General features: G+C 65.7%; 21 protein-coding genes, 1 tRNA gene and 1 pseudogene. 10 read left to right on the top strand and 13 right to left on the bottom strand.

Going from position 1 to position 24830, the window contains the following annotated elements; translation table 11 throughout:
* Nucleotides 1-30 precede the first annotated feature (30 nt).
* A complete protein-coding gene (hisC, locus tag BLU08_RS12980; protein ID WP_090200082.1) occupies nucleotides 31-1131 on the top strand; it encodes a histidinol-phosphate transaminase in 1101 nt (366 codons plus the stop codon).
* Nucleotides 1128-2030 (top strand): prephenate/arogenate dehydrogenase family protein, encoded by a 903-nt coding sequence (locus BLU08_RS12975; RefSeq protein ID WP_090200080.1) that lies wholly within the window; start codon nucleotides 1128-1130, stop codon nucleotides 2028-2030. Before hisC ends, BLU08_RS12975 begins: the two co-directional genes overlap by 4 nt.
* A gap of 3 nt (nucleotides 2031-2033) precedes the next feature.
* Here the strand turns inward: BLU08_RS12975 and BLU08_RS12970 are convergent, their stop codons facing one another.
* Genes BLU08_RS12970 through ftsE form a run of 4 tightly spaced genes read right to left on the bottom strand, consistent with a single transcriptional unit; the run spans nucleotide 2034 to nucleotide 4990 of the window.
* A complete protein-coding gene (locus BLU08_RS12970; RefSeq protein ID WP_090200078.1) occupies nucleotides 2034-2723 on the bottom strand; it encodes a 1-acyl-sn-glycerol-3-phosphate acyltransferase in 690 nt (229 codons plus the stop codon).
* 8 nt (nucleotides 2724-2731) lie between these two features.
* Nucleotides 2732-3262 carry a YdcF family protein gene (locus tag BLU08_RS12965; protein WP_090200075.1) on the bottom strand — a complete coding sequence of 177 codons (531 nt, stop codon included), beginning with the start codon at nucleotides 3260-3262 and terminating at the stop codon, nucleotides 2732-2734.
* A gap of 10 nt (nucleotides 3263-3272) precedes the next feature.
* Nucleotides 3273-4202 carry an ABC transporter permease gene (locus tag BLU08_RS12960; RefSeq protein ID WP_090200073.1) on the bottom strand — a complete coding sequence of 310 codons (930 nt, stop codon included), beginning with the start codon at nucleotides 4200-4202 and terminating at the stop codon, nucleotides 3273-3275.
* Nucleotides 4199-4990, bottom strand: coding sequence for a cell division ATP-binding protein FtsE (gene ftsE, locus BLU08_RS12955; protein WP_090200071.1), 792 nt, complete (start codon nucleotides 4988-4990; stop codon nucleotides 4199-4201). The genes BLU08_RS12960 and ftsE overlap by 4 nt, the downstream gene beginning before the upstream one ends.
* Nucleotides 4991-5159: 169 nt before the next feature.
* Between ftsE and BLU08_RS15660 the strand changes: the two genes are divergently transcribed.
* Nucleotides 5160-6419, top strand: a complete 1260-nt coding sequence (locus tag BLU08_RS15660; RefSeq protein ID WP_369816793.1) for a zinc-ribbon domain-containing protein — start codon at nucleotides 5160-5162, stop codon at nucleotides 6417-6419.
* A 27-nt stretch (nucleotides 6420-6446) separates the two neighbouring features.
* Here BLU08_RS15660 and BLU08_RS12945 read toward each other — a convergent pair whose 3' ends face one another.
* Complete coding sequence (locus BLU08_RS12945; protein WP_090200069.1) at nucleotides 6447-6701, bottom strand: hypothetical protein; 255 nt, start codon at nucleotides 6699-6701, stop codon at nucleotides 6447-6449.
* A 198-nt stretch (nucleotides 6702-6899) separates the two neighbouring features.
* Between BLU08_RS12945 and BLU08_RS12940 the strand changes: the two genes are divergently transcribed.
* The 4 genes from BLU08_RS12940 (at nucleotide 6900) to BLU08_RS12925 (ending at nucleotide 11023) form a co-directional block, all read left to right on the top strand.
* Nucleotides 6900-6986 (top strand) — tRNA-Leu (locus BLU08_RS12940).
* A gap of 302 nt (nucleotides 6987-7288) precedes the next feature.
* Nucleotides 7289-8659: an IS1380 family transposase gene (locus tag BLU08_RS12935; protein WP_090195842.1), complete on the top strand. Its 1371-nt coding sequence runs from the start codon at nucleotides 7289-7291 to the stop codon at nucleotides 8657-8659.
* A gap of 307 nt (nucleotides 8660-8966) precedes the next feature.
* The gene (locus BLU08_RS12930) at nucleotides 8967-9410 is read left to right on the top strand and encodes a MarR family winged helix-turn-helix transcriptional regulator (RefSeq protein ID WP_090201413.1); all 444 of its coding nucleotides are present in this window, start codon (nucleotides 8967-8969) and stop codon (nucleotides 9408-9410) included.
* Between the two features lie 278 nt (nucleotides 9411-9688).
* Complete coding sequence (locus tag BLU08_RS12925; RefSeq protein WP_157674560.1) at nucleotides 9689-11023, top strand: hypothetical protein; 1335 nt, start codon at nucleotides 9689-9691, stop codon at nucleotides 11021-11023.
* Here BLU08_RS12925 and BLU08_RS12920 read toward each other — a convergent pair.
* The 4 genes from BLU08_RS12920 to BLU08_RS12905 form a co-directional block, all read right to left on the bottom strand.
* On the bottom strand, nucleotides 11008-11556 hold the full coding sequence (locus tag BLU08_RS12920; RefSeq protein WP_157674559.1) for a DUF1254 domain-containing protein: 549 nt from the start codon (nucleotides 11554-11556) through the stop codon (nucleotides 11008-11010). The genes BLU08_RS12925 and BLU08_RS12920 overlap by 16 nt on opposite strands.
* On the bottom strand, nucleotides 11550-12131 hold the full coding sequence (locus BLU08_RS12915; protein WP_090200062.1) for a DUF1214 domain-containing protein: 582 nt from the start codon (nucleotides 12129-12131) through the stop codon (nucleotides 11550-11552). Before BLU08_RS12915 ends, BLU08_RS12920 begins: the two co-directional genes overlap by 7 nt.
* On the bottom strand, nucleotides 12128-12778 hold the full coding sequence (locus BLU08_RS12910; RefSeq protein ID WP_157674558.1) for a TetR/AcrR family transcriptional regulator: 651 nt from the start codon (nucleotides 12776-12778) through the stop codon (nucleotides 12128-12130). The genes BLU08_RS12915 and BLU08_RS12910 overlap by 4 nt, the downstream gene beginning before the upstream one ends.
* A gap of 187 nt (nucleotides 12779-12965) precedes the next feature.
* Complete coding sequence (locus tag BLU08_RS12905; RefSeq protein WP_090200059.1) at nucleotides 12966-15209, bottom strand: TonB-dependent receptor; 2244 nt, start codon at nucleotides 15207-15209, stop codon at nucleotides 12966-12968.
* 594 nt (nucleotides 15210-15803) lie between these two features.
* Between BLU08_RS12905 and BLU08_RS12900 the strand changes: the two are divergent.
* Nucleotides 15804-17173: pseudogene (locus BLU08_RS12900) on the top strand (IS1380 family transposase).
* A gap of 281 nt (nucleotides 17174-17454) precedes the next feature.
* Here BLU08_RS12900 and BLU08_RS12895 read toward each other — a convergent pair.
* Together BLU08_RS12895 and BLU08_RS12890 are read right to left on the bottom strand one after the other, a co-directional pair.
* Complete coding sequence (locus BLU08_RS12895) at nucleotides 17455-17943, bottom strand: DoxX family membrane protein (protein ID WP_090200056.1); 489 nt, start codon at nucleotides 17941-17943, stop codon at nucleotides 17455-17457.
* Nucleotides 17944-17969: 26 nt separating this feature from the next.
* On the bottom strand, nucleotides 17970-19193 hold the full coding sequence (locus BLU08_RS12890) for a hypothetical protein (RefSeq protein ID WP_157674557.1): 1224 nt from the start codon (nucleotides 19191-19193) through the stop codon (nucleotides 17970-17972).
* Nucleotides 19194-19335: 142 nt separating this feature from the next.
* Here BLU08_RS12890 and BLU08_RS12885 point away from each other — a divergent pair, with 142 nt between their 5' ends.
* Both BLU08_RS12885 and BLU08_RS12880 read left to right on the top strand, forming a co-directional pair.
* Complete coding sequence (locus tag BLU08_RS12885; protein WP_090200052.1) at nucleotides 19336-20706, top strand: IS1380 family transposase; 1371 nt, start codon at nucleotides 19336-19338, stop codon at nucleotides 20704-20706.
* 175 nt (nucleotides 20707-20881) lie between these two features.
* Nucleotides 20882-22125, top strand: a protein-coding gene (locus BLU08_RS12880) for an IS3 family transposase (RefSeq protein ID WP_090193779.1) whose coding sequence is annotated in 2 segments (ribosomal slippage) — nucleotides 20882-21220 and nucleotides 21223-22125 — 1242 coding nt in all. Because the reading frame shifts where the segments join, the coding sequence is not laid out codon by codon here.
* Between the two features lie 222 nt (nucleotides 22126-22347).
* Here BLU08_RS12880 and istB read toward each other — a convergent pair.
* Entirely contained in the window at nucleotides 22348-23076 is a 729-nt protein-coding gene (istB, locus tag BLU08_RS12875; protein ID WP_090193854.1) for an IS21-like element helper ATPase IstB, read from the bottom strand.
* Entirely contained in the window at nucleotides 23063-24577 is a 1515-nt protein-coding gene (istA, locus tag BLU08_RS12870; protein WP_090193857.1) for an IS21 family transposase, read from the bottom strand. The genes istB and istA overlap by 14 nt, the downstream gene beginning before the upstream one ends.
* Nucleotides 24578-24830 lie beyond the last annotated feature (253 nt).

Below are 24830 nucleotides of genomic sequence, written 5' to 3'. Positions count from 1 at the left end.
GCGAGGGAAGCGGTTATCGCCGCGCTCCAGATGACCACCCGGCCCGAACCCAAAGAGTGGATCCGCAACATCCACGCCTACACCCCCGGCAAGTCCAAGGCGAGCGACGGACGCGCGCTCGTCAAGCTGTCGGCGAACGAGAACCCCCTGGGCTCGAGCCCGGCGGCGCTCGCCGCGCTCGGCGAGCCCCACGTCCTCGCCGACTATCCCGACCCCGACGCGCGCGCGCTGCGCCAGGCGATCGCAGAGGTCCACGGGCTCGAGGCGGACCGGATCGTGTGCGGCACGGGTTCGGGCGAAGTGCTGAACTGCATCGTGCAGGCCCTCGCCGGGCCAGGGGACGAGGTGCTCGCCTCGCGCTATTCCTTCTCGCTCTACCCGATCATCGCGCACAAGGTCGGCGCGGTGCCGGTCTTCGCCGAGGATGATGCCTGCGCTGCCTCGGTCGCCAACCTCCTTGCCGCGGTCACCGAGCGCACGAAGGTCGTCCTGCTCGACAACCCGAACAATCCGGTCGGAAGCTGGCTGCCCCCCGCCGAGATCGCGCGGCTCCACGCCGGCCTCCCCCCGCACGTGCTGCTGGTGCTGGACGAGGCCTATGGCGAATACGTCGATCCCGCCCACCAGCGTTTCGGCTTCGAACTGGCTGCGGCGCATGAAAACGTGCTGGTCAGCCGGACCTTCTCCAAGGCCTACGGCCTCGCGGCGGAACGGATCGGCTGGGCCACGGGCGCGCCGCACCTGATCGACCTCGTCAACCGGCTGCGCGGGGCCTTCAACGTCTCGGCGAGCGGGCAGAAGGCGGCGCTCGCGGCCCTGGGCGACCAAGATTTCGTCGCCGCCACCCGCGCGCACAACACCGCCGAACGCGCGCGGCTGGCCGAAGCGGTCGCGGCGCTCGGCAATCACGGCCTTTCGGCAAGCCCGAGCGAGGCGAACTTCCTGCTGATCCATTTCGAAGGCGCGGTGAGCGCGGCCGACGCGCTCGAGGCGCTGCAGGAGGAAGGCTATGCCGTGCGCCACCTGCCGGGCCAGGGCCTGCCGCGCTCGCTCCGGATCACGATCGGTCGCAGCGAGGACATGACCCGCGTCATCGCCTGCCTGCGCCGGCTGTGCGGAGAACCGGCGTGAGGATCGAGCGGGTCGCGATCATCGGGCTGGGGCTGCTGGGCGGTTCGATCGGGCTTGCCCTGCGCGAACGCGCGCCCGGCATCGTCACGACCGGCTTTGACGCCAACCCGCAGGTCCGCGCGCGGGCCGGGGAGCGCGGGCTCGTCTCGGCGATCGCCCAAACCCCCGCCGAGGCGGTGCGCGAGGCCGATCTCGTGGTGCTGTGCGTGCCCGTCGGCGCGATGCGCGATGCCGCCGAAGCGATCGCCGCGGCCCTGCCCGAAAGCGCCATCGTCAGCGACGTCGGCTCGTCCAAGCAGAGCGTGGCCCGCGCGCTCGCCGAAGTTCTGCCAGGGCGCTGCGTGATCCCCGCGCACCCGGTCGCCGGGACCGAGGAAAGCGGGCCGGACGCCGGGTTCGCGACGCTGTTCGTGGGCCGGTGGTGCATCCTTACCCCGCCGGAAGACACCGACCCGGAGGCACTCGAGGCGCTCTCGAACTTCTGGGCGGGGCTCGGCGCGAAGGTCGAGGTGATGGACGCCGCGCACCACGATCTCGTCCTTGCCGTGACCAGCCACATCCCCCACCTCATCGCCTTCACGATCGTCGGCACGGCGAGCGACCTCGAGGAAGTGACCCGGTCCGAGGTCATCAAGTATTCCGCCGGGGGCTTCCGCGACTTCACCCGCATCGCCGCCTCGGACCCGGTGATGTGGCGCGACGTGTTCCTCAGCAACCGCGAGGCGGTGCTCGAAATGCTCGGGCGCTTCACCGAGGACCTGACCGCCCTACAGCGCGCGATCCGTTCGGGCGACGGGGAGACGCTGCACGATCTGTTTGCCCGCACCCGCGCGATCCGGCGGCAGGTGATCGAGGAGGGGCAGGAAACCGCGCGACCCGATTTCGGCCGCGAGCATTGAGGTTCAGCCGGGCCTGTTAAGGCGGTTGATCGCCGCGTGCACCCGCGCCTCGATCTCCGCGCGCGGAAGGCCCGCCGGGATCGTCTCGCCCACCCGGTAGGTGATCCGCCCCGCCCGCTTCAGCCGCCGGTGATAGAGCGGGCCGGAATCGACCGCGACCGGCACCACGGGAAGCTTCAGCAGCTTGTAGATCCCGGCGAAGCCCGATTGCAGCGGCGCCTCCTGCCCGTGCGGCACCCGGGTGCCCTCGGGGAAGATGACGAGCGGGCGGCGCTCCGCGACCCGAACCCGGGCGAGCGCGATCATCGCCCGCAGCGCCTTCGCCCCGGCCTCGCGTTCGACCGGCACGAGGCCATAGGCCGTCGCCGAGGCGCCCCAGCCGGGAATGGCGAAAAGCTCGCGCTTGGCGAAGACGGTCGGAAAGCCGAGCAGGCGCGGCATGTCGATCGCCTCGAAGAAGCTCTCGTGCTTGACCGCGATCAGCACTTCGCCGCGCGGCAATTCGCCCTCGACCACGACCTCGATGCCGAGCAGGCGCTCCACGCACCAGCGGTGCCACGCGCTCCACGCCCCGACGACCCGCCGCAGCGGCGCGGCTCCGAACGGGCGGACCAGCACCGATCCGGCGACCAGCAGCGCGCTGATCCCGTAAAACAGCGGGTAGAATGCAAGGTTGCGCGCGAGCGTCAGCATGGCGCGGCTCAGACCCCCAAGAGGCCGCCCGCGAGGCTCGCGAGCAGCTTGTGATATTCGAGGAACAGGTTGGCGAGGCTCGGCTCGGACGGGACCGCGTCGCGCACCACCGTGACCCCCGGCGGCAGGGCGCGGTCGAGCTCGCTCGCGGCGCGGCGCATGTGCCAGTCGGTCGTCACGAAGCGCAGCGAGGTGATGTCGTTCGCCTCGACCCAGGCGGCGATCTCGGAGGCATTGCCCCTGGTATCGACCGCCGCGAAGCCGAGCGTCACGCAGCATTCCATGCGCTCCCCGGAAACGCTGAACTCGGCGGCGAACTCGGCCGGGCGCACCTCGGGCGCGACCCCGCTGACCAGCAACCTTTCGGCGAGCCCGCGCTCGAGCACCGCGAGCCCGCGCGGGATGCGCCCGGCGGCCCCGGTCGGAACGATCACCGCGTCGGTCCGCACCTCCCCCGCGGGCCGGGGAAGCGAGACGGCGAACCACAAGAACCCCAGTGCCCAGGCAAGCACGAGCGAAGCGAGCAGGTAGCGAATCACGGCGGGGCGCTCAAAGCATCTTCCTCAGGGCAAAGGCAATGGTGATCCGGCCCGTGAGCGCGGCGAGCGCGACCGCGAGGACCGGGATCGCGGCGATCGCCCCCCAGTCCCCGATCCCCAGCGCCCCGCCCGCCACCATCCCGCTGTCGAGCCCGGCGAACTGCCGCCCCAGCACGAACACCGCCACCGTGCCGAGCAGCGCGCCGAGCAGCGCGCCGAAGGCCGCGTCGCGGATCATCGCGCGCTGGAAGATGCGGGTCACCTGCCGGTCCGTCCCGCCGAGCAGGTGAACGATCTCGACCGTGTCGCGGTGGTTGGCGAAGGCGCTGCGCGCGGCGAGCCACACGGCTGCAGCGGTGGCGAAGGCGACCAGCGCGATCAGCGCGAGCGCGAGCCATTGCAGCGCGGCGAGCGCGTCGTAGACCGGCCGCAGCCAGTCCGACTGGGCATCGACCCGCGCGCCGGGCACCTCGCCCTCGAGCGCGGCGGTGAGCGCGGCGATCTCCGCCGCGTCGGCCTCGCGCACCAGTTCGACATCGATCAGTGCGGGGATCGGGACCTCGCCGCTTTGCGCGCCGCTGCCGAGCCAGGGTTCGAGCAGGTCCACCAGCTCCGCACGCGGGACCACCCTGACCGATCGCACCAGCGGCTCGGCCGTCAGGATGCGCGCGGCGCGTTCGGCCCCGGCCTCGCGCGCGGCGGGATCGGCCTCAATCACCTGCACCGTCACCGCGCCCGACAGGTCGGCGCGGGCATTGGCCGCGAGATTGCCGAGCGCGAGCCCGCCGGCCGCCGCGATCACGACGAGCGCGGTGAGGAGCGCGATCACCCAGGGCATCGCCCCGCCGAACCGGCTCGAGGGAATGAGGCTCGCCGCGAGCCGCGCGCCCACGGGCGCGGCCCTGCGCGAGGGTTTCTCGGCCAGCGGGGGCGTGGTCATGGCAGGCCCGCCCCGCCCGCGCCCGCCCCGCCCGCACCCGCCCTGCCCGCACCCGCGAACCCCGCCTCGCTCCCGCCCGGGCGCGGGGGAAAGCGCAGCGCGCCGGTCGGATCGGACAATCGCCCCTTGCTGAGCCGCATGATGAGCGAATCCGGCACCTTCTTGAGCAGGTGGACATCGTGCGTCGCGACGATCACCGTCGTGCCGACACGGTTGTTGAGCGCCTCGAACAGGCGCAGCAGCTTGAGCGCCATTTCCGGATCGACATTGCCGGTCGGCTCGTCCGCGATGAGCATCTGCGGGCGCGCGATCACCGCGCGGGCGATCGCGACGCGCTGCTGCTCTCCGCCCGAAAGGCTCGGCGGGCGGGCATCGGCGCGGTGGGCAAGCCCGACCCAGTCGAGCATGTCGGACACCGCCTTTCGCAGCCGTGGCTCCTCGGTTCCGGCGAGGCGCAGCGGCAGGGCGACGTTGTCGAAGGCGGAGAGGTGATCGACGAGGCGGAAGTTCTGGAACACGACGCCGAGCCGCCGCCGGAAATCGGGCAGGCGCGAGCGCGGCAGGGTGATGATGTCCTTGCCGAACATCCGGATCGCCCCGCGCGAGGGCCGCTGGGCGAGGTAGAGCAGCTTGAGCAGGCTCGTCTTGCCCGCCCCGCTGGCGCCGGTCAGGAAATAGAAGCTGCCGGGGAAGAGCGTGAAGCTGAGATCGCTCAGAACCTCGGGATCGGTGCCGTAGCGCAGCCCGACATTATCGAACTTCACGATCTCGCCCGGCCTGTCGGTCATCGCGCGCCTTTATCAGCGCCGAAATGGAGGGGGAAGTGCAGTTTGGGCGCTATGCACCATACAGGGCGCGATACCGGACGCCAACGATGTGGAAAAAAGCGTGCATATCCGGCACCTTTCGGGCGCTGCCCTTGTGCCGGACAGGCCGCGCGATAATGCATAGACGACAATGATCATATCCTGCCCCGCCTGCGCGACCCGCTATGCCGTGCCGGAAACCGCGATCGGACCGGAGGGGCGGACCGTGCGCTGCGCCAAGTGCAAGCACAGCTGGTTCCAGGAGCCTGCGCCGGAAACGGCCGACCGGACCCGCTTGCCCCGGTCCGAAACGCCCCCGGCGCGGGAACCCGGACGGGACGATGCAGCAGGGCCGGTTCCGGGCGCTCCTGCGGGCGTGCCTGCGGACGAGCCTGCGGATGGGGCACCTGCCGAGGAGCCGCCTTCCCCCGCCCCGCCCTCGCCCGCGCCTGGAGAAAGCGATCCCGCGCGCCCGGGCGTCAGCCATTGGCGCAGCGCCGAAGAGGTCGCTCGCTCCTCGCCGCCCGCCGCCGCCGAGGCCGAGGCAGAGGGCGAAGAACCTGCGGGCTCTCCCCCACCGGACCAGCCCCCGTCGCCCCAGGCCCCGCCACGGGAACAGGCGGGCGCCGAAGACGGCGTCGATGCGGGCGTCGCCGTGCGCGCCCTGCGCCGCGGCCTGCGCGCCTCCGACCAGCCCGACGAGCCCGGCGAGCGCGCCCGCGTCAGCCGCGACGGCCCGGCAGGAGCGCGCGATCGCCGCGGCGAAACGGACGAACCGCCGGTCGGGGCGGCGATCGATCCGGCGCGCGACCCTCTCGCCGGGGAGGCCCGGCGCGACGGCTTCGCCGAAGATGAAGAGATCGCCGCGCTCCCCGGGGAGGACTATCCCCTCGGCGAATATTCCGACGATGACGACGCCGACGGGGGCGACCGGGGCGGGGACGAGGTCTCCCACTTCGAATACCGCGCGCCGTTCACCGCCCGGCGCAACCCGGCGAAGATGTGGACCGCGGCCGTCGCGATCTTCGCCCTGCTCGCGGTCGGCGCCGCGGTAGCGGTGAATTATTACAGCCTGCCCGAATTCGCGCCCTTCAGCCGCCCGACCTTCGGGATCGGCAAGCCGGGCCTCGCGCTCGACTTCGCGGCGGCCGAACAGCGCGTGGAAACGCTCGACAGCGGCGAGCGGATCTACCGCGTGCGCGGGACGATCAGCAACGAGAGCAGCGAAAGCGTGCGCGTGCCCGATCTGCTCATCGTGTTTCGCGACGCGGCCAACGAGGAAGTCGCCGACTGGGTCGTCGTTCCGGCGAAGCGCGAACTCGCCCCGGGCGAAACGCTCAACGTGACCGAGGCGATCGCCGACGTGCCGCAGACCGCGCAGTTCGCCGAAGTGGGCTGGGCGCCCGGCTGATCCCTGCCCCCGCCAGCGCGGACCCGTTCAGCTGAAATCGATCCAGATCGTCCCGGCCGCATCGATCCGCCGCTGGCGCGCCCGTGTCCCGCCCTGCCTGTCGTCCCCGGCGCGCCTCGCCTCGGCGTCGATGTCGATCACCGCGGGGCGCAGGATCGTGACCGTGGCGCTCACGGCGACCGCGACCGGCTCGCCCACGGGGCGCGACGCCCGCTCCGTCGGCGCGCCCGAAGCCTGGGCGATGGCCAGCACGGCGGGGGCAAGGCTGAGAAGCGGGCTCACGCAACATGGTTGCCAGTTTCCTAACGCCGCGCGCAAGCCCCGCGGCGAGGCGGTCCCGGGTCGGGACGGGCGCGCCCGCCATCCTTTCGCGCAGCCGCCCGCCCTCCCCCGTGCAAAGTGCTTGCGCCGCGTCCACCCCCTTGCTAGGGGCGCGCTCCTACCGAGGGGCGCCCGGCACCGCGCGCCCCTGACATGAGTGCGGTCGTGGCGGAACTGGTAGACGCGCAACGTTGAGGTCGTTGTGGGCTAACGCCCGTGGAAGTTCGAGTCTTCTCGACCGCACCAAACAGTCTCCGAGGGGACCGGAAACACCGGAGCTCGCTCGGCCGGCGCCGCAAAGCGCGCGGTACGGCGGGGTTTCAGGCGGGAATGGATTGGCAGATGTGCCAGAGCACACCCGGAGAGCCGGATATTGCGGCCTTTTCCCCAGTTTCTCTGGCAGGAAAGAACTGACCGCAAGCGCAGTCGTGCGGGCTTAGCCCGGATTATTCACCGGCAGTGGTCTGACGGGTTGGCGGGAGTGGCGTAAGCATTTGCATTGTTGTAGGAATGTGGTTGCTTAAGCCAGACCTGCAACGGGGCAAAATATGCCACAGACCACACCCGCCGGATGCGATGATAGCGCGTCCGTATTTTCGTTTCCAGCAGTGCGCGGCAAGAAGGTCACAGCTGCGTTTGACGGCGGCAGGCTGACCTCGGATGGCGGGGTCCTGGTGCCGGCTCAGGCCGAGCGCATGATGGGGCTCTGCCAGCGGCTTGCGGCGTGTATTGCCGATCCGCGCGATCCTGCTCGGGTGGTTCATCGGCTTGAAGATATCCTGCGCGCGCGGATGTTCGCGATCGCCTGCGGCTATGAGGATGCCGATGATCTCGACGCTCTGCGCGATGATCCGGGCTTCCGCCTTGCGCTGGGCAAGCTGCCGGGATCGGGTGCGGGGTTGGCCAGCCAACCGACGATGAGCCGCTGGGAGAATGCGCCGAGCACGCGCGAGCTGGCAAAGATGCTGGGGATCATGATCGACATCTACTGCGCCAGCTACCCCACTCCGCCGGCGGCGGTGACGCTGGATATCGATGACACCTGCGACGTCGTGCACGGCTATCAGCAACTCTCCTTCTGGAACGGACATCATGGGGAGCGCTGCTTCCTGCCGATCCATGTCTACGACACGGCAACGGGCCGGCCGGTGGCGATGCTGCTGCGCACGGGCAAGACGCCTTCTGGCAAGGAGGCGGCAGGGCATATCCGGCGTCTGGTGCGCCATCTTCGCCGCCACTGGCCTGATACCCACATCACCATCCGCGGTGACGGGCATTATGGACGGCCCGAGGTCATGGCCTTCTGCGAGGCGGCCCATGTCGATTACGTGTTCGGTCTGCCGACCAACGCCGCGCTGCGCGCTGATCCGGTTATCGTCACTGCCGCCGATGCCTGCGCGGTCCGCCGCGCCGAGTGCCAACTCCCGGTCCTGCGCAGCTATGCCGAGACCCGCTACGGCGCGAAGAGCTGGAACCGCCAGCGCCGCGTCGTCGCCAGGATCGAGGCCAGCACGCTGGGCATGGATATCCGCTATGTCGTCACATCGCTAACCCAAGGCTCGGCTGAATACATCTATGACACGCTCTACTGTGCGCGCGGGCAGGCCGAGAACTTGATCAAGCTGCACAAGACCCAGCTGGCCAGTGACCGCACCTCGTGCCGGTCGGCGAACGCCAACCAGATGCGCCTGATCCTGCACACCGCTGCCTACTGGCTGCTGTGGCGCGTTCAGCAGGCGATCCCAAAGACCACCGCTCTGGCAAAAGCCGAGTTTACGACCCTGCGCCTGCGGCTGCTCAAGGTTGCTGCCCGCGTCATGGAAAGCGCCACCCGAATCCGCGTAGCGTTCGCCTCTGCGTGCCCCGATGCCGATCTGATGCGTGCCATCGTTCTCGCGCTCAAGCCTGCGCCGACGTAGCGGGCGCGGCAGTGCCGCAGAAACCCCGAGCCAAGTCCTTCAACCAGAAAAGCCCATCGATCACAGCGCGGTGAAACAGACGCCAGCGGTGCCGCACGCCCGCTCTACGCCGCCGCACGCAGCAGTGGCGTCAAGCTCGCGCCGAGAGGCGCCCAACCGCATCGCCGTGAATAAGAGAGGCTAAAAACAACAGCGCCAAGAGCGCCCAAAACGTCACAGGCTATTTGTTGCCGATGTATCCAGAAATACATGCAGATGCATATTGTGGCAATCTTGATGCAGATGCATCCGTTTGATAATGGGCTCCATGACGAAAGATACCCGGGAACTCTCAGATGAAGCCGTCACGGCCTGGGCACGGCTTGTTCGCGTCTCGCAGGCGGTTTTGTCGAAAGTCGAAGCGGATCTGAAAGCGGCGGGGTTTCCCCCGCTTTCGTGGTATGATGCGCTGCTGGAACTTGACCGTGCAAGACCCGAAGGCCTTCGGCCGTATCAGCTTCAGGAGCGGATGCTCCTTGCGCAATACAACGTTTCGCGGCTCACCGACCGATTGACGAAGGGCGGTTACGTTGAGCGCGAGGACTGCGTGGACGACGGACGCGGACAGCTGCTCAAAATCACGCAGGACGGACGCCGCTTGCTGCGGCGGATGTGGTCGGCCTATCGACAGGCCATCGCGACGCATTTTGCCGGCAAGCTCGACGCGGACGAGACGACGGAGTTGGCGCGTATGCTAGCCAAATTGCGCTGAGAAGCAAAATGGCTGACGCGAAATTTATCCGACAGGTACTGCGATACTGCCAAGACCATGGAACTCGCTTGCATCGAGGCCCCGAATGTGACCCATGAGATCGGCCCAAGTCTCTTCCGCATTGGCGTTATCGGGCTGGGTTCGGCGTCATGGAGCGACAGCGCACAATTCCACACAAAGGTTTTTCTCTCGGCCAGTGCACCTCGCCGGGATGCTCACAGTCTTGCACCACCCAGACCCGAAGTGTAACCACTTAGTAGCAAGGGAGGAGTTAAAAATTGGGCACGGGAATTTCCAGACGTGGTCTCATTGCAGCAGGGGCGACCGCCTCCGGGCTTTCCGTGATTGGCGGCGGTAAAGGCTGGGCAGGCCAAATATCCGCCGATCCGGTCGATCCCTTCCACGTGGCGAGCCTGCAACGCGATCTCGAAACCTATGACGGGTTCGGTATTCATCGCAGCGGCGGCACCGCCAATCGCGCCGTTCTCAACTGGATGGAAGCCGAATGGTCTCAGATCGGTTATTCGACCACTCGCCAGTGCTTCACCGTGCCCAGCCATGATGATTATGAGGCAAGGCTCGTCCTTCCCGACGGCGCGACGCTGGCACTTGCGGCCCAACCCCCCTTCCGGGCACGGCACGAAGTAGAAGGGAGGTTGTGCTACGCCACGCTGGCCGGGCCGATGGGGCAGGCGGCGGACGCCATTCTCGTCGCCGAACTGCCCAATGGCCGCCACAGCGCGCTTGACGGGCCGCTCATCGCGCCTTTTCTCGCAATGGCGCGCGAAGTCGAAGCGCGCGCTATCATTCTCATCACCAACGGGCCATCTGACGAGGCGATCTTTCTCAACACCGATACCAAACGCGACACTCCGCTGCTCGCGCTCGCTGCACCTTCGCGCGCGCAGAAGCTTCGCGATGCTGCGCTCGCAGGCCACTCGGCCCGCTTGGCAACGCCTGCCCCGGCCGGCCAACGCCCTGCGGAGAATCTGATCGCGCAGCTTGAGCGAGACGGGCCCCGCCTCGTCATCAGCACGCCGCTCAGCGGCTGGACGCATTGCGCCGGAGAGCGCGGACCGGGCGTGGCGGTTATGCGCGCACTCTCGCGCTGGTTGCCGGGGGCATTGCCTGATCACAGCCTGACCCTGTTCGCCGCAAGCGGCCACGAGCTTGCCGAGCTGGGCGGTCGGCTGTGGCTCGACAATGGCGCTCCCGATCCGAAGCAGACCGCTCTGTGGGTCCATCTCGGTGCAGGTTTTGCCGCAAGGGACTGGCATGAACCGCCGCGACGACTCCTGCCGCTCAATCACGCCGATCCGCAGCGCTATCTGATGGCTTCGCCAGACATTCTTCCGATAGTGCGCCGCGCCTTTGCCGACGAACCGGGCCTTGCCAATGCCTATCCGCTCACGCCCGACACGGCGGCCGGGGAACTCGCTCATATCGCGGCCCACGGCTATCCGCGCGTGTTCGGGGCATTTGGCGCGCACCGACTGCACCATGTAATGAGCGACAGGATGAATGCGGTTTCGGGCGAATTAGTGGCCGGCCCGGCGCGCGCTTTCCGGGATGCCATCGCACGGATCCTCGCCCCGGCTCATTCGGGCGAATAGGGCGCACAGCGCGCTGCCCAGCGCAGCGCATCAATCTGCTCAATATCCTCCTGCCGCGGCACGTAATAGCGCAGCAGCACCGCTGCCTTCAGCGCATCGATCTCGATTAGGCGGGCACTGTCGGGAAGCACCTGCGGCGCTTCACCAAGACGCGCGACAATGAAATCGAACGCTTGCGCAGGCGCAAAGTCGCGGTCTGAGGCGACGAAGGGATTGAGACTGTCCGGCGTGTAGACCGAAAGCGACCAGTAGCTTTCGGGCAACGGCCCGCTGACCCGCACCGGGCCCTCGGAAAGATCGACCCAGCAATAGGTCGGCCGCGTATCAGGATTGTTGCGCGGAACCGGCGTCTGCGGGGTGACCGGTGGGGAAAGCACCATGGTGTTGGTCGCGCCCCGTGATTTCATCAGCGCCTCGATCCGCGCCATCTCCTCATAGGGAATAGCGTGAATGCGGCTCTGGAAGCCGCTCCAGCCGGTAGCCAGAAAAACAGCGAGGCCTGCGCCAGCATAGAGCAATGCGGTTTTCAGCACGGGCCAATCCTTTCGATTGCTGGCAGTGCCTCGGGTGCGGCGGGATCAAATGTCGTATCCGGCTGGTAAACCCGGAACAGCAACTCAAAGCGATCCGCCTCGCCCAAAGGCAGCCAGGCATCCTCTTCCGCTGGCGCAGCGCGCGAAAGGACGATTCGGCTGTGGCCCGCATCGGAATTGATCGAATAGCGTTCCAGGCGGTTGGCGATCGGCTTGTGATCTGCATCATAGGCCGCCAAGCTCCACCAGCGCGCACCGATCTCGGGCACGCGCACCTCATAGTCGCAGCCTCCGTCAAGCGGAGCGTCCCCCGGCGCGGTATCGGTGAAGAAATAGGCGACCTCCGAGCGGGCGAGCGGCAGGATACCGGTTCGCGCGATCCACGCGCGCAGGACCGGATCGCTATCGGGCGAGCCCAGGGCCTGGGTAATCCGCCAGCTGCCGTAATTTACGAATTCGCCGCCGCCGAAAATCCGCCCATCGGCAGCGGCTTCGGCCAGGCGGGTTCCAGCAAGCCAGCCAACCACGCCGCACAGGACAAGGAATGCCGCGATCCCCGCGATATAGCGTGTCATTGCCCGGCTTCGCGCAGACCGGCCACCGCATGAAATCCCTGCGGATCTCGCGCGCGGGCGCGCCACGCACGGCACATATTCAGCACGCCTTCAGCAAGCCATTCGCCATATTCATCGTCGCGTGCGGGGTCGGCATGGAGTAGCCAGTTCAGCGCGCCGTTGAGGCAGGTATCCGTATAGGTTTCAGCGCACATATGTGCGATCAGGGAGTCGACACCCTCATTCAGCATCAGCTCGCGCAGACGGCTCGAGATTGCCTCATGCACTTGCTGGTAATGGGCTCCATAGGTCGGATCGTTGCGCGCATCGCGGCAGATAATGATGAAAGCGGCGCGGTTCTCGCGCGCCAGCTGCAAAGTAGCCTCACCCTGGCGCGCAGGATGCGGGTCGCACTGCGCATCGAGTGCCAGCATCTTTTCGGCGATCCGTTCAAGGATCGAATGGATCAGATCCTCCTTCGAGGCGAAATGCCGGTAAAGCACAACCTTGGAGACATCGATATGGTCGGCGATCTGGTCCATCGTGGTATCGCGCAGACCCTGTTCGGCCAGCACTTCCGCAGCTGCATCAAGGAATTTCTCGCGTCGCTCCTTGCGCGAGTCAATCGCCTGGCGCGAGCGGGTGAGCTTTTCGACATTGGCGGCCATGGCCGGTATCCTCCCGAAGTGATGATTGTGATCTCGTGAGCATGCGATCATAACATGTCCACCCCCGGCTAGTCTGGCGGCGGAGAAAGTCCCGGCCAGCAAGACGCGAACAGTGCGCTCGCAAGAGCCGCCCGCCTCAGCAGAGATATGCTGTACGGCTTGCAGCGGGCAGACTGGCAGGCGGGCATCAGAATGTCACCGATGCCTGTACGCCATAGCGAGCCGGTTGGTTGTAGAAATTGTTCTGCAACACATTCTGCAACACGTAGACTTCGTCGGTGATATTGGCGCCATAAGCAGAAATGCGCCACCATTCGCCTGACAGGCCGATGCGCGCATCTACGAGCAGAAAACCGTCGAGCGAGCGACCGGCAAAGGCGGTATTGGGAATCCCCGAATCAAACCGTGTGGGCGAATCGCCAATGGCATTTTCAAATCCGCCATCCTCGGCTTGCAGGCTTCCCCCGAAAAACAGGTTCAAGCCCTCGGACAGCGGCACATTATAAAAGCTGTCAAAGGAAAGGATAACGTCGCGAGTGCGCGGCACCCGCGCGCCGGACAGATCGAATTCGACGATTCCCACACCCTCGACCGAAGACAGGATGGAGGTTCCGTCATCAAATTCGCCGTCAATCGTCGAAATGCGAAAGCCGCCGGTCAGCCTGCCCGACCAGACCGGAAAGGTCCAGTCCAGTTCTGCCTCCAGCCCGTAGACCTCGGAGCCGGAGACATTCTGCAGGGCAGTGGACGTATCGGTCGTCGAAATGGCAGTGACGAGCTGCGGATCGTCAGTCGTCATGTAGAATCCGGCCAGGGCATAGCGCAGCCGATTGTCGAACAGCGAACCCTTCCACCCGATCTCATAGGAGCGGGCAAGCTCGCCCTCATAGGGGACGAAATCCTCGCTCGGTACGCCAGTATTGAAGCCGAAGGGCCGGTAGCCCGTGGCGAACCGGAGATACAGGTTCGAAGCGTCCGTCAGTTCGTAACGCAAGGTGGCGGCCGGCAGGAACCGGGTCTCCTTCTCGTTCAGGTCCCCCGTATCGATCACCGTCGCACCAGATTGCTGGCGGACGAAGACGAAATCTTTTTCATCCCGGATCAGGCGTGCCTCGACCGCCAGGTTCAGGCGCTCGGTGAGATCGAAACCCACCAGCCCGAAAGCGGAAAACGAGGTCAGTTCCTCGACGAAATTTTCGCTGCGTGTCGCGAGCGCTGCGAGCGAGGGAACAGAGGAACTCCCGGCATTGGCCAGCCGGACATCGTCATCGAAGGTCTGGAAATCGGCCCCGATCAGCCATTGCCAGCGCCCGCCTTCTTTCGACGAAAGCCGCACTTCGCCGCCAAACCGCTCGAAATCCTCGGCTTGGGTGACGGTGATCATGGTACCGCCGACGCCCTGAAACCCGAGGAAATGATCGAGATCGTCGTCAAACCGCTCGGCATCGCGCGTCTTGTACGAAAACACGATATCGAGATCGGCAAAATCGAGATTGCTGGCGAGTTCGGCAAACACGCTGGTTTCCTCCAGGTCGACGCGCCCGATCGTATCGGCATTGCGCTCAAACGGCCCAGGATCGGCCGCTCCGGGTACCGGAAGCCCGCCATTATTGACTGGCAGGCGCTCACCCAGTGCCGAAAAGCTCGGCGTTTCGTTGGAGTAATGCTCCAGCGTGAGGGTAATGTCGGTGCGCTCTCCGATCCACCCGCGCAACGCACCACGCAGGCCGGTATGGCTCTGGAAATCGACCGCTTCACCGGTGTTTACGTCGGTGTAGAACCCATCATCCTGATCGCTGTAAAACCCACCAAGACGCGCCGCGAAATTTTCGCCCAGGGGCAGATTGAGCACGCCGTCAATGTCAAATCGGTCGACATCCTCGTACCGGGCACGGACGCGGCCTTCGAGAGTGTTTCGGCGCGGCGCATTGGTGATCACGTTGACCGCCCCCCCAACCGCATTCCGACCGTAAAGCGCAGCCTGTGGCCCACGATAGGTCTCAACCGCCCGAACGTCGAACAGGTCGAGCCGGTTGAACGAACGGCCACCGAAACCGCCGCCCGCGATATAGAACCCGTTGCGGTAAATCCCCGTCGCCGATTCGGAGAAGCCCTGCCGCCCGGCGCCCTGCCCGCGGATCGATATGTCAGCGAGGAAAGCCGGGCCGCCACTGACAAAGCTGGCGCTGGGGATCTGCCGGACCAGATCAACCGTTTCATCGACAACGAGATTGTCCAATGTATCGCCATCTAACACGCTGACCGCGACCGGCGTGTCCTCGACCCCTTCCGCGATACGGCGCGCAGTGACAATAATGACATTGGTATCCTCTTCAGCCGCGCTTTCCTGCGCAGCCAAAGCTGGTGCGAACACCCCCATATTGGCCATGCAGGCCGCCATGCCTGAACCGCCCAGCAGCAATTTACGCATAATTTCACTCTCTCCTCAGATGCATTCTTGTGAGCACCTGAGGCCATTGCTACTTTAGGGTAACAATACAGGTCAAGCCCCTCTCAACGGCCGATGCGAAAACGACCCGTGCCGCTGCTTTGAGGCAGCACTGACAGCGGCGGCAAAACAGGCTCAGCAAGGCAATCAATGGCACCAATCTGGAAGGCGCATTCGAGGGCTGGCACCAAGCATGGCTGCGAAAGAAGGTGCGCTAATTATCGCGGCGCGCCCGATATCATCACGTTGCGCGGATCGAAGGGCACTGGCTGAAGGAGAAATTTGATGCACTGGAACCTTAATCAGACCGTTGCGACACCTGCCGGCATTGTGGCTTACGGAACGGCCGGTACCGGTCCGGCGCTCGTTCTGGCCCATGGCTGGCCATGGTCGTCCTTTGCCTGGCACCGGGTAATTCCGGCACTGGCCGAAAAGTAAAAAGGCCATTGGTACGACATGCCGGGTTATCCCGGATTATTCACCGGCGGTGGTCTGACGGGTTGGCGGGAGTGGCGTAAGCATTTGCATTGTTGTAGGAATGTGGTTGCTTAAGCCAGACCTGCAACGGGGCAAAATATGCCACAGACCACACCCGCCGGATGCGATGATAGCGCGTCCGTATTTTCGTTTCCAGCAGTGCGCGGCAAGAAGGTCACAGCTGCGTTTGACGGCGGCAGGCTGACCTCGGATGGCGGGGTCCTGGTGCTGGCTCAGGCCGAGCGCATGATGGGGCTCTGCCAGCGGCTTGCGGCGTGTATTGCCGATCCGCGCGATCCTGCTCGGGTGGTTCATCGGCTTGAAGATATCCTGCGCGCGCGGATGTTCGCGATCGCCTGCGGCTATGAGGATGCCGATGATCTCGACGCTCTGCGCGATGATCCGGGCTTCCGCCTTGCGCTGGGCAAGCTGCCGGGATCGGGTGCGGGGTTGGCCAGCCAACCGACGATGAGCCGCTGGGAGAATGCGCCGAGCACGCGCGAGCTGGCAAAGATGCTGGGGATCATGATCGACATCTACTGCGCCAGCTACCCCACTCCGCCGGCGGCGGTGACGCTGGATATCGATGACACCTGCGACGTCGTGCACGGCTATCAGCAACTCTCCTTCTGGAACGGACATCATGGGGAGCGCTGCTTCCTGCCGATCCATGTCTACGACACGGCAACGGGCCGGCCGGTGGCGATGCTGCTGCGCACGGGCAAGACGCCTTCTGGCAAGGAGGCGGCAGGGCATATCCGGCGTCTGGTGCGCCATCTTCGCCGCCACTGGCCTGATACCCACATCACCATCCGCGGTGACGGGCATTATGGACGGCCCGAGGTCATGGCCTTCTGCGAGGCGGCCCATGTCGATTACGTGTTCGTCTGCCGACCAACGCCGCGCTGCGCGCTGATCCGGTTATCGTCACTGCCGCCGATGCCTGCGCGGTCCGCCGCGCCGAGTGCCAACTCCCGGTCCTGCGCAGCTATGCCGAGACCCGCTACGGCGCGAAGAGCTGGAACCGCCAGCGCCGCGTCGTCGCCAGGATCGAGGCCAGCACGCTGGGCATGGATATCCGCTATGTCGTCACATCGCTAACCCAAGGCTCGGCTGAATACATCTATGACACGCTCTACTGTGCGCGCGGGCAGGCCGAGAACCTGATCAAGCTGCACAAGACCCAGCTGGCCAGTGACCGCACCTCGTGCCGGTCGGCGAACGCCAACCAGATGCGCCTGATCCTGCACACCGCTGCCTACTGGCTGCTGTGGCGCGTTCAGCAGGCGATCCCAAAGACCACCGCTCTGGCAAAAGCCGAGTTTACGACCCTGCGCCTGCGGCTGCTCAAGGTTGCTGCCCGCGTCATGGAAAGCGCCACCCGAATCCGCGTAGCGTTCGCCTCTGCGTGCCCCGATGCCGATCTGATGCGTGCCATCGTTCTCGCGCTCAAGCCTGCGCCGACGTAGCGGGCGCGGCAGTGCCGCAGAAACCCCGAGCCAAGTCCTTCAACCAGAAAAGCCCATCGATCACAGCGCGGTGAAACAGACGCCAGCGGTGCCGCACGCCCGCTCTACGCCGCCGCACGCAGCAGTGGCGTCAAGCTCGCGCCGAGAGGCGCCCAACCGCATCGCCGTGAATAAGAGAGGCTAGATGTCCTGATACCGATGCATCCCGTTTCACTCCCGGCCCGCGCGAGTGCGCTCGTCTGCTCGCCAGCAGGTGGAACAAAGGAAGGGCGTCTTGCCGGTCATCGCAAGATCCCGCCACCATAGGGCCTGCTTGATGCAAAGGGAGATTGAATAAATTCCTCGAGCCCCTGTCGGAAACTCTCAGCGCCGGAACCGAAGCCGATAAGGATAAAGGCGGCGGCGAGTGAGATGTTTTTCAGGAAGTCCCAGAATATCGGTAGATTGGCGTTCTCTGAGGCGAACGCTACGCCGTCACCAGTCCAGAACCGCTTGTACATAAGCGCCGTTCCGACACAGAAGGTAGCGAGCAAGAGAAAGCACAGGCGATCGGCTACACCGGTCAGCACGCCGAGCGTTGCGACGAGCTTGAGAAGGATCGCTGCCAGGATCATCCACTGGGCGACGCTTCGGCCGACCCCTGCCGAGGCTGCATGTCGCGCCGCGCCTCGGAAGTCGCGCAGCATATAATAAACGCTGAAAGGCACGAACAGAGCCACCAGCCCCAATCGGAGCAAAAAGATCGAGACGAATTCCCAGGGAATGGTCATGTTGGGCCGCGTCTGTTATTTGACTTTTACGCCGCGGATTTTGATAAAAATACGTCCTCTTTTATGAGGAAGCTTTCAAGTTCATCGTCAAGGAACGTTCTCGCCCCGAGATCGCCCTCAAGCGTCCATTGAAAAAAGGCCAGCATCGACGCCTTGATAAGGCCGTGATGGCGACCAAGGCCGGGATAGGCGAGGCTTCTTCCCCTGAATTGCGGATTGGGATCACCGCTGAAGGTAAAGTGGTTGGCGCCATGCAGGCTGAGGAAATATTGGTCGACGTCATTGATCTCCCGAAACGGAACCTGCCGGGCCGCCGCGTCGAAATCGCCGTTCGGCGCATCGTCTTGCGAGCCGGTGATGTGCAGAATCGGCGCAAGCATGTCTGCGAATGCGCTCTCTACGTCGCCATAATGCTCTCGCGGCGGCGAAGGGCTTAGCGCAACGGCGGCTTTCAGAGACGGCAAAGCGAAGCTACGGTCGAAACCCTCCACCCGCTGACCCGCCGCTATCAGCGTGGTGATCGCGCCGAAAGAGTGCCCATAAACCGCCAGCTGCCGTGCATTGATTCCGTCAGAGATCTCCGATCGTGAGGTTTGCAGTTGCGCGACTGCAAAACCGATGTCCCCGAAGCGCGGCGCAGCCAAGCGCGGGTCGCGAATGGCTCGCCCGACCTGCCGCAGATTATCCTGGAAAGCGGCCCGGTCGCTTCCAGGATGCTGCAGATGCACGGATGCGATGCCGTGGCTGGCCAGATGCGTCCCATATTGCCGCCCGCTGTCGCGGGTTCCGCCCGCACCGTGGGAATACAGCGCCACGGGCGCCCGACCAGGCCTGTTCGGAAGGAAAGCGCGCCACGGCACAGCCCGGCCGCCACGCGCAGGATCGGTCCAGACACCGTCGCGTTCGATGACGGCGAACCGTCCCTCGACCGCACGCGGATCGGCCACGGATTGCCTGGGCAGATCGTTGGGGGGCTCCGGCAGCACAATTCCGCGCCGCTCGGCGACGCGTCGCCGGATCCGGTCACGCAGCCGCTCCTGAGCGGAAGCACCGCCGGACGCGCCGCAGGCCGAAATTCCGGTCGCCAGGGCAATCCCGAGCCCAGCCATTGCGGCGCGGCGCGACAACCCGCCGGTTCCACCGGCAGGTGCCCAGTGCTTCCGGCCTCGAAGCTTTTTATCCTCCGAGGGCAACCCGGCCTCACCCATATTCCCGCGATTTTCGGGGATGGTGCGCCGCCTAGTCTTCATGACTTTCCTCCTTCGAGTGGCTGATCGACTTTAGCCCGGATTATTCACCGGCGGTGGTCTGACGGGTTGGCGGGAGTGGCGTAAGCATTTGCATTGTTGTAGGAATGTGGTTGCTTAAGCCAGACCTGCAACGGGGCAAAATATGCCACAGACCACACCCGCCGGATGCGATGATAGCGCGTCCGTATTTTCGTTTCCAGCAGTGCGCGGCAAGAAGGTCACAGCTGCGTTTGACGGCGGCAGGCTGACCTCGGATGGCGGGGTGCTGGTGCTGGCTCAGGCCGAGCGCATGATGGGGCTCTGCCAGCGGCTTGCGGCGTGTATTGCCGATCCGCGCGATCCTGCTCGGGTGGTTCATCGGCTTGAAGATATCCTGCGCGCGCGGATGTTCGCGATCGCCTGCGGCTATGAGGATGCCGATGATCTCGACGCTCTGCGCGATGATCCGGGCTTCCGCCTTGCGCTGGGCAAGCTGCCGGGATCGGGTGCGGGGTTGGCCAGCCAACCGACGATGAGCCGCTGGGAGAATGCGCCGAGCACGCGCGAGCTGGCAAAGATGCTGGGGATCATGATCGACATCTACTGCGCCAGCTACCCCACTCCGCCGGCGGCGGTGACGCTGGATATCGATGACACCTGCGACGTCGTGCACGGCTATCAGCAACTCTCCTTCTGGAACGGACATCATGGGGAGCGCTGCTTCCTGCCGATCCATGTCTACGACACGGCAACGGGCCGGCCGGTGGCGGTGCTGCTGCGCACGGGCAAGACGCCTTCGGGCAAGGAAGCGGCGGGCCATATCCGCCGCCTGGTGCGTCATCTTCGCCGCCACTGGCCCGATACCCACATCACCATCCGAGGCGACGGGCATTATGGGCGCCCTGAGGTCATGGCGTTCTGCGAGGCTGCCGACGTCGATTATGTGTTCGGCCTGCCGACCAACGCCGCGCTGCGCGCCGATCCCGTCATCGTCACTGCCGCCGATGCCTGTGCGGTCCGCCGCGCCGAGGGCCAGCACCCGGTGCTGCGCAGCTATGCCGAGACCCGCTACGGCGCGAAGAGCTGGAACCGCCAGCGCCGCGTCGTCGCCAGGATCGAGGCCAGCACGCTGGGCATGGATATCCGCTATGTCGTCACATCGCTAACCCAAGGCTCGGCTGAATACATCTATGACACGCTCTACTGTGCGCGCGGGCAGGCCGAGAACTTGATCAAGCTGCACAAGACCCAGCTGGCCAGTGACCGCACCTCGTGCCGGTCGGCGAACGCCAACCAGATGCGCCTGATCCTGCACACCGCTGCCTACTGGCTGCTGTGGCGCGTTCAGCAGGCGATCCCAAAGACCACCGCTCTGGCAAAAGCCGAGTTTACGACCCTGCGCCTGCGGCTGCTCAAGGTTGCTGCCCGCGTCATGGAAAGCGCCACCCGAATCCGCGTAGCGTTCGCCTCTGCGTGCCCCGATGCCGATCTGATGCGTGCCATCGTTCTCGCGCTCAAGCCTGCGCCGACGTAGCGGGCGCGGCAGTGCCGCAGAAACCCCGAGCCAAGTCCTTCAACCAGAAAAGCCCATCGATCACAGCGCGGTGAAACAGACGCCAGCGGTGCCGCACGCCCGCTCTACGCCGCCGCACTGAAGCGGCCCCCAAAATGACCGGACAGGACCTCACACTTATGTAAGAGTGAGGCATATGACCGACAGTAATCCCAGGAACTATGTGCATGCGGAGGTTCTCGGAGGGGTTCAGCGCCGTAGGCGCTGGACCCCGGAAGAGAAGCTCCGCATGGTCGAAGAGACCTTCCTGCCCGGCAACAGCGTGTCGCTTGTGGCGCGCATGCACGGGGTCGCGCCGAACCAGCTTTTTGGCTGGCGCCGGCAGGCGGCAAGCGGCGCCCTGTCCGCCACCCGCGCTGGCGGCGAGGTGGTTCCGGCGAGCGAGTATCGCGCGCTGGAGAACCAGGTGCGCGAGCTGCAGCGCATGCTCGGTAAGAAGACCATGGAGAACGAGATCCTGCGCGAGGCGATCTCGCGCGTGGCCGGACCCAAAAAAACAGCGTTGCGCACGCTCTCGTTGCCGGAGGGCGACCTGTGAGCGCGGTTGCGAGAGCGCTTGGCGTCTCCCGGCAGCATCTCTCGTCAGCCAGACGCAAGGCTCCTGCACGCCGCCGCGGCCGGCCTCCACTGCCTGAGGAGGAGCTCGTCGCGCGTATCCAGGCCCTGATCGCCGAACTGCCGACCTATGGCTACCGCCGGATCCATGCGCTCCTGCGGCGGCAGGCGCGCAATGGCGGGCCATCTGCGCCCAATGCCAAGCGGGTCTACCGAGTGATGAAGGTGCATGGCCTGCTGCTCCAGCGCCATAGCGGAAAGGGTGACGAGCGCCGCCACGATGGGCGGGTCGCGGTCGATACCCGCAACACCCGCTGGTGCTCCGACGGCTTCGAGATCGGCTGCGATAACGGCGAGAAGGTGCGGGTCGCCTTCTCGCTCGACTGCTGCGATCGCGAGGCGATGGGCTTTGTTGCCACCACCGCAGGCATATCCGCCGAGGACGTGCGCGATCTCATGACCGCCACCGTCGAGCACCGCTTCGGCCGCGTGAACAGGCTCCCTACTACCATCGAATGGCTGACCGATAACGGCAGTTGCTACACCGCCAGGGAGACCCGTCGCTTCGCCCGCGAGATCAACCTCAGGCCGCGCACGACACCCATCGAAAGCCCGCAGTCCAACGGCATGGCCGAAGCGTTCGTGCGCACCATGAAGCGCGACTACGTCCGCGTCGCCGAAAAGCCCAACGCCAGAGCCGTGATCAACCAGCTGCCCAGCTGGTTCCACCACTACAACACCGTCCACCCGCATCGCGCACTTGGCTACCTCGCCCCGCGAGAATACATCACCCAATCAACCAGTGAGGAACTGTCCGGGAATTAAGGGGCAACGACACGCACGCAGCAGTGGCGTCAAGCTCGCGCCGAGAGGCGCCCAACTGTCAATCGGCGTTCAATCGGGACCCCCTATCGGCGCGCAAAAGGGACCCCTCTGCGGTTGCGAGGATCGGTTGACGCTGGGCGCGGTTTTCGCGCTGCTGGCGGCGTAGGGAGGGCGTAGCCCGACCGGAGGCGTCAGCAGCGCGAAGTCGGTTTTCTGATCGGGTCAGCTGCGGTTTTTGAAGCGCCAGCTGTCGTTGCCGGTCTCGACGATATCGCAATGGTGGGTGATGCGGTCGAGCAGCGCGGTGGTCATCTTGGGATCGCCGAAGACGGTGGGCCACTCGCCGAAGGCGAGGTTGGTGGTGATGATCACCGAGGTCTGCTCGTAGAGTTTGCTGATCAGATGGAACAAGAGCTGCCCGCCTGATCGGGCGAACGGCAGATAGCCCAGTTCATCGAGCACCACGAGATCGAGCCTGCCGAGCTGGGCGGCGATGGCGCCAGCCTTGCCGATGCGAGCTTCTTCCTCGAGCCGGGTGACGAGATCGACCGTATTGAAGTAGCGCCCGCGAGCGCCAGCACGCACGACGCTGGCGGTGATCGCGGTGGCCAGATGGGTCTTGCCCGTCCCGGTGCCGCCGATGAGCACGATGTTGCGGCGACCGGGCAGGAACGAACCTGCGTGCAGGGAGCGCACCAGCTCTTCGTTGATCGGGGTGCCCTCGAACGCGAAGGCGTCGAGGTCCTTGATTACAGGCAGCTTGGCTGCGGTCATGCGGTAACGGATCGAGGCGGCATGACGATGCGCGGCTTCGGCGCGCAGCAGGTCGGTCAGGATCTCGTGGGTCGTGCGCTTGCGCTGCAGCCCGGTGGTGACCGCCTCGTCGAACGCGCCGGCCATGCCCTTGAGGCCGAGTGCGCGCATCGCCTCGATCATCTCATGCCGCTGCATCAAGGCCTCGCACCGTATCGTAGCGCGCGCAGTCCGCGATCGGCGGATGGTTGAGCTTGAGATCGACGACCACGTCCAGGGGGCGCTCGGATGGCGGGTCCCGGTATCGGGCCAGGATGTTGAGGATGACCTCGTCGCTGACGGCGCCGGCATCGAGCGCCTCCCGGACCGCGGCCTCGACCGCTTCGAGGCCATCGGTCATTATGGCTGCCAGCACGCGCACGAAGCGGCGGTCGGCTTCATCACCGCTGCCCAGCTTGCGCCGCAACCGCGTCAGTGCCGGTGGCAGGTCCCACCCCTGGAAGGGTGCGCCGTTCCGCAGAGCGCCGGGCTTGTTGGCCAGAACGGGCAGGTAATGCCAGGGATCATAGATCGTCCGGTCGCGGCCGAAGTGCCGGGCATGCTCTGCGATTACCTCGTCGCCGAGGCGCACGACGATGCGGTCGGCATAGGCGCGGACCTGGACGGCCCGCCGCGCCGCCTTGGCCATGACCGAGTAGCGGTTGCGGTCGAAGCTGATCAGGCAGGTGCCGGTCACGGCATGCGCGGTCTCATGGAAGCCATCGAACGGTGCCAGCATCGGCTGCAGGGCTGGCCGTTCGAGCTCCAGCGCCTCGGCAACGGTCAGCTCCTTCTGCTCGGGATGCGCGTGCGTTGCGGCCCATCTCAGGCACTCAGCTTCCAGCCACCCGTTGAGCTCCTCGATGCTGGCAAAGCGCAGGCGAGGCTGGAAGAAGCGGCCTCGGATGGTCTGAACCTGGTGTTCAACCTGACCCTTCTCCCACCCCGCCGCCGGGGAGCAGGCCGTGGGCTCGACCATGTAATGATCGGCCATGACCAGAAAGCGGCGGTTGAACACCCGCTCCTTGCCGACGAACACGGTGGTAACCGCGGTCTTCATGTTATCGTAGATGCCGCGCAGGGGCACGCCGCCGAAGAAGGCAAAGCCCCGCGCATGGGCGTCGAACACCATCTCCTGCGTCTCGCGCGGATAGGCCCTGACGTAGACCGCGCGCGACGCGCACAGCCGCATCTGCGCCACCTTCACCCGCATCGGCTTGCCCGCGATCTCCACATCCTCGTGGCTCCAGTCGAACTGGTAGGCCTCGCCAGGCTTGAACATGAGCGGGATGAAGGCAGGCGCCCCATCACCCGCATCCTTGCGCCGCGCTTCCGTCCAGCGCCGGGCGTAACGTCGGACCGCGTCGTAAGAACCTTCGAACCCCTCACGGCAAAGCAGATCATGGATCCGGGTCATGCGCAGCCGATCGCGCCGGGGCCGGGCCTCGTTCTCCGTCAGCAGCACGTCGAGCCGCTCCTGAAACGGTCCAAGCCGGGGCAGCGGCTGAACCGTGCGGCGATAATCAAATGCGCCTTCCGGCGCTCGGATCGCCTTGCGCACCACCTTGCGCGACAACCGCAGATCCCGCGCAATCGCCTTGATCGCCTTCCCGCCCGCGTGCTCCCGCCGAATCCGAACAACCGTCTCCACAACCAACATCCCGATCTCACCACCTGGAAAACCAGGCAGCCTGCTACACCATCAGAATGAGGGGTCCCTTTTAGACGCCGATCACCCCGCTAACGGGGTCCCTTTTGCACGCCGTTCCACACGCCCAACCGCATCGCCGTGAATAAGAGAGGTTAAGACCGTCAGCAACTCCGATTCCGACGGCCTTTACTGGGAGGTGAGCGAAGGGCGCCGATGACGGCGCCCTCCCCTTCCGGCCCCTGTTGCGCGCCGAGGCCGATCG

This window comes from Erythrobacter sp. HL-111 (assembly GCF_900105095.1).
GTDB lineage: Bacteria > Pseudomonadota > Alphaproteobacteria > Sphingomonadales > Sphingomonadaceae > Erythrobacter.
The sequence above is the reverse complement of the archived record's forward strand: the minus strand, read 5'-3'. Positions and strand labels throughout refer to the sequence as shown.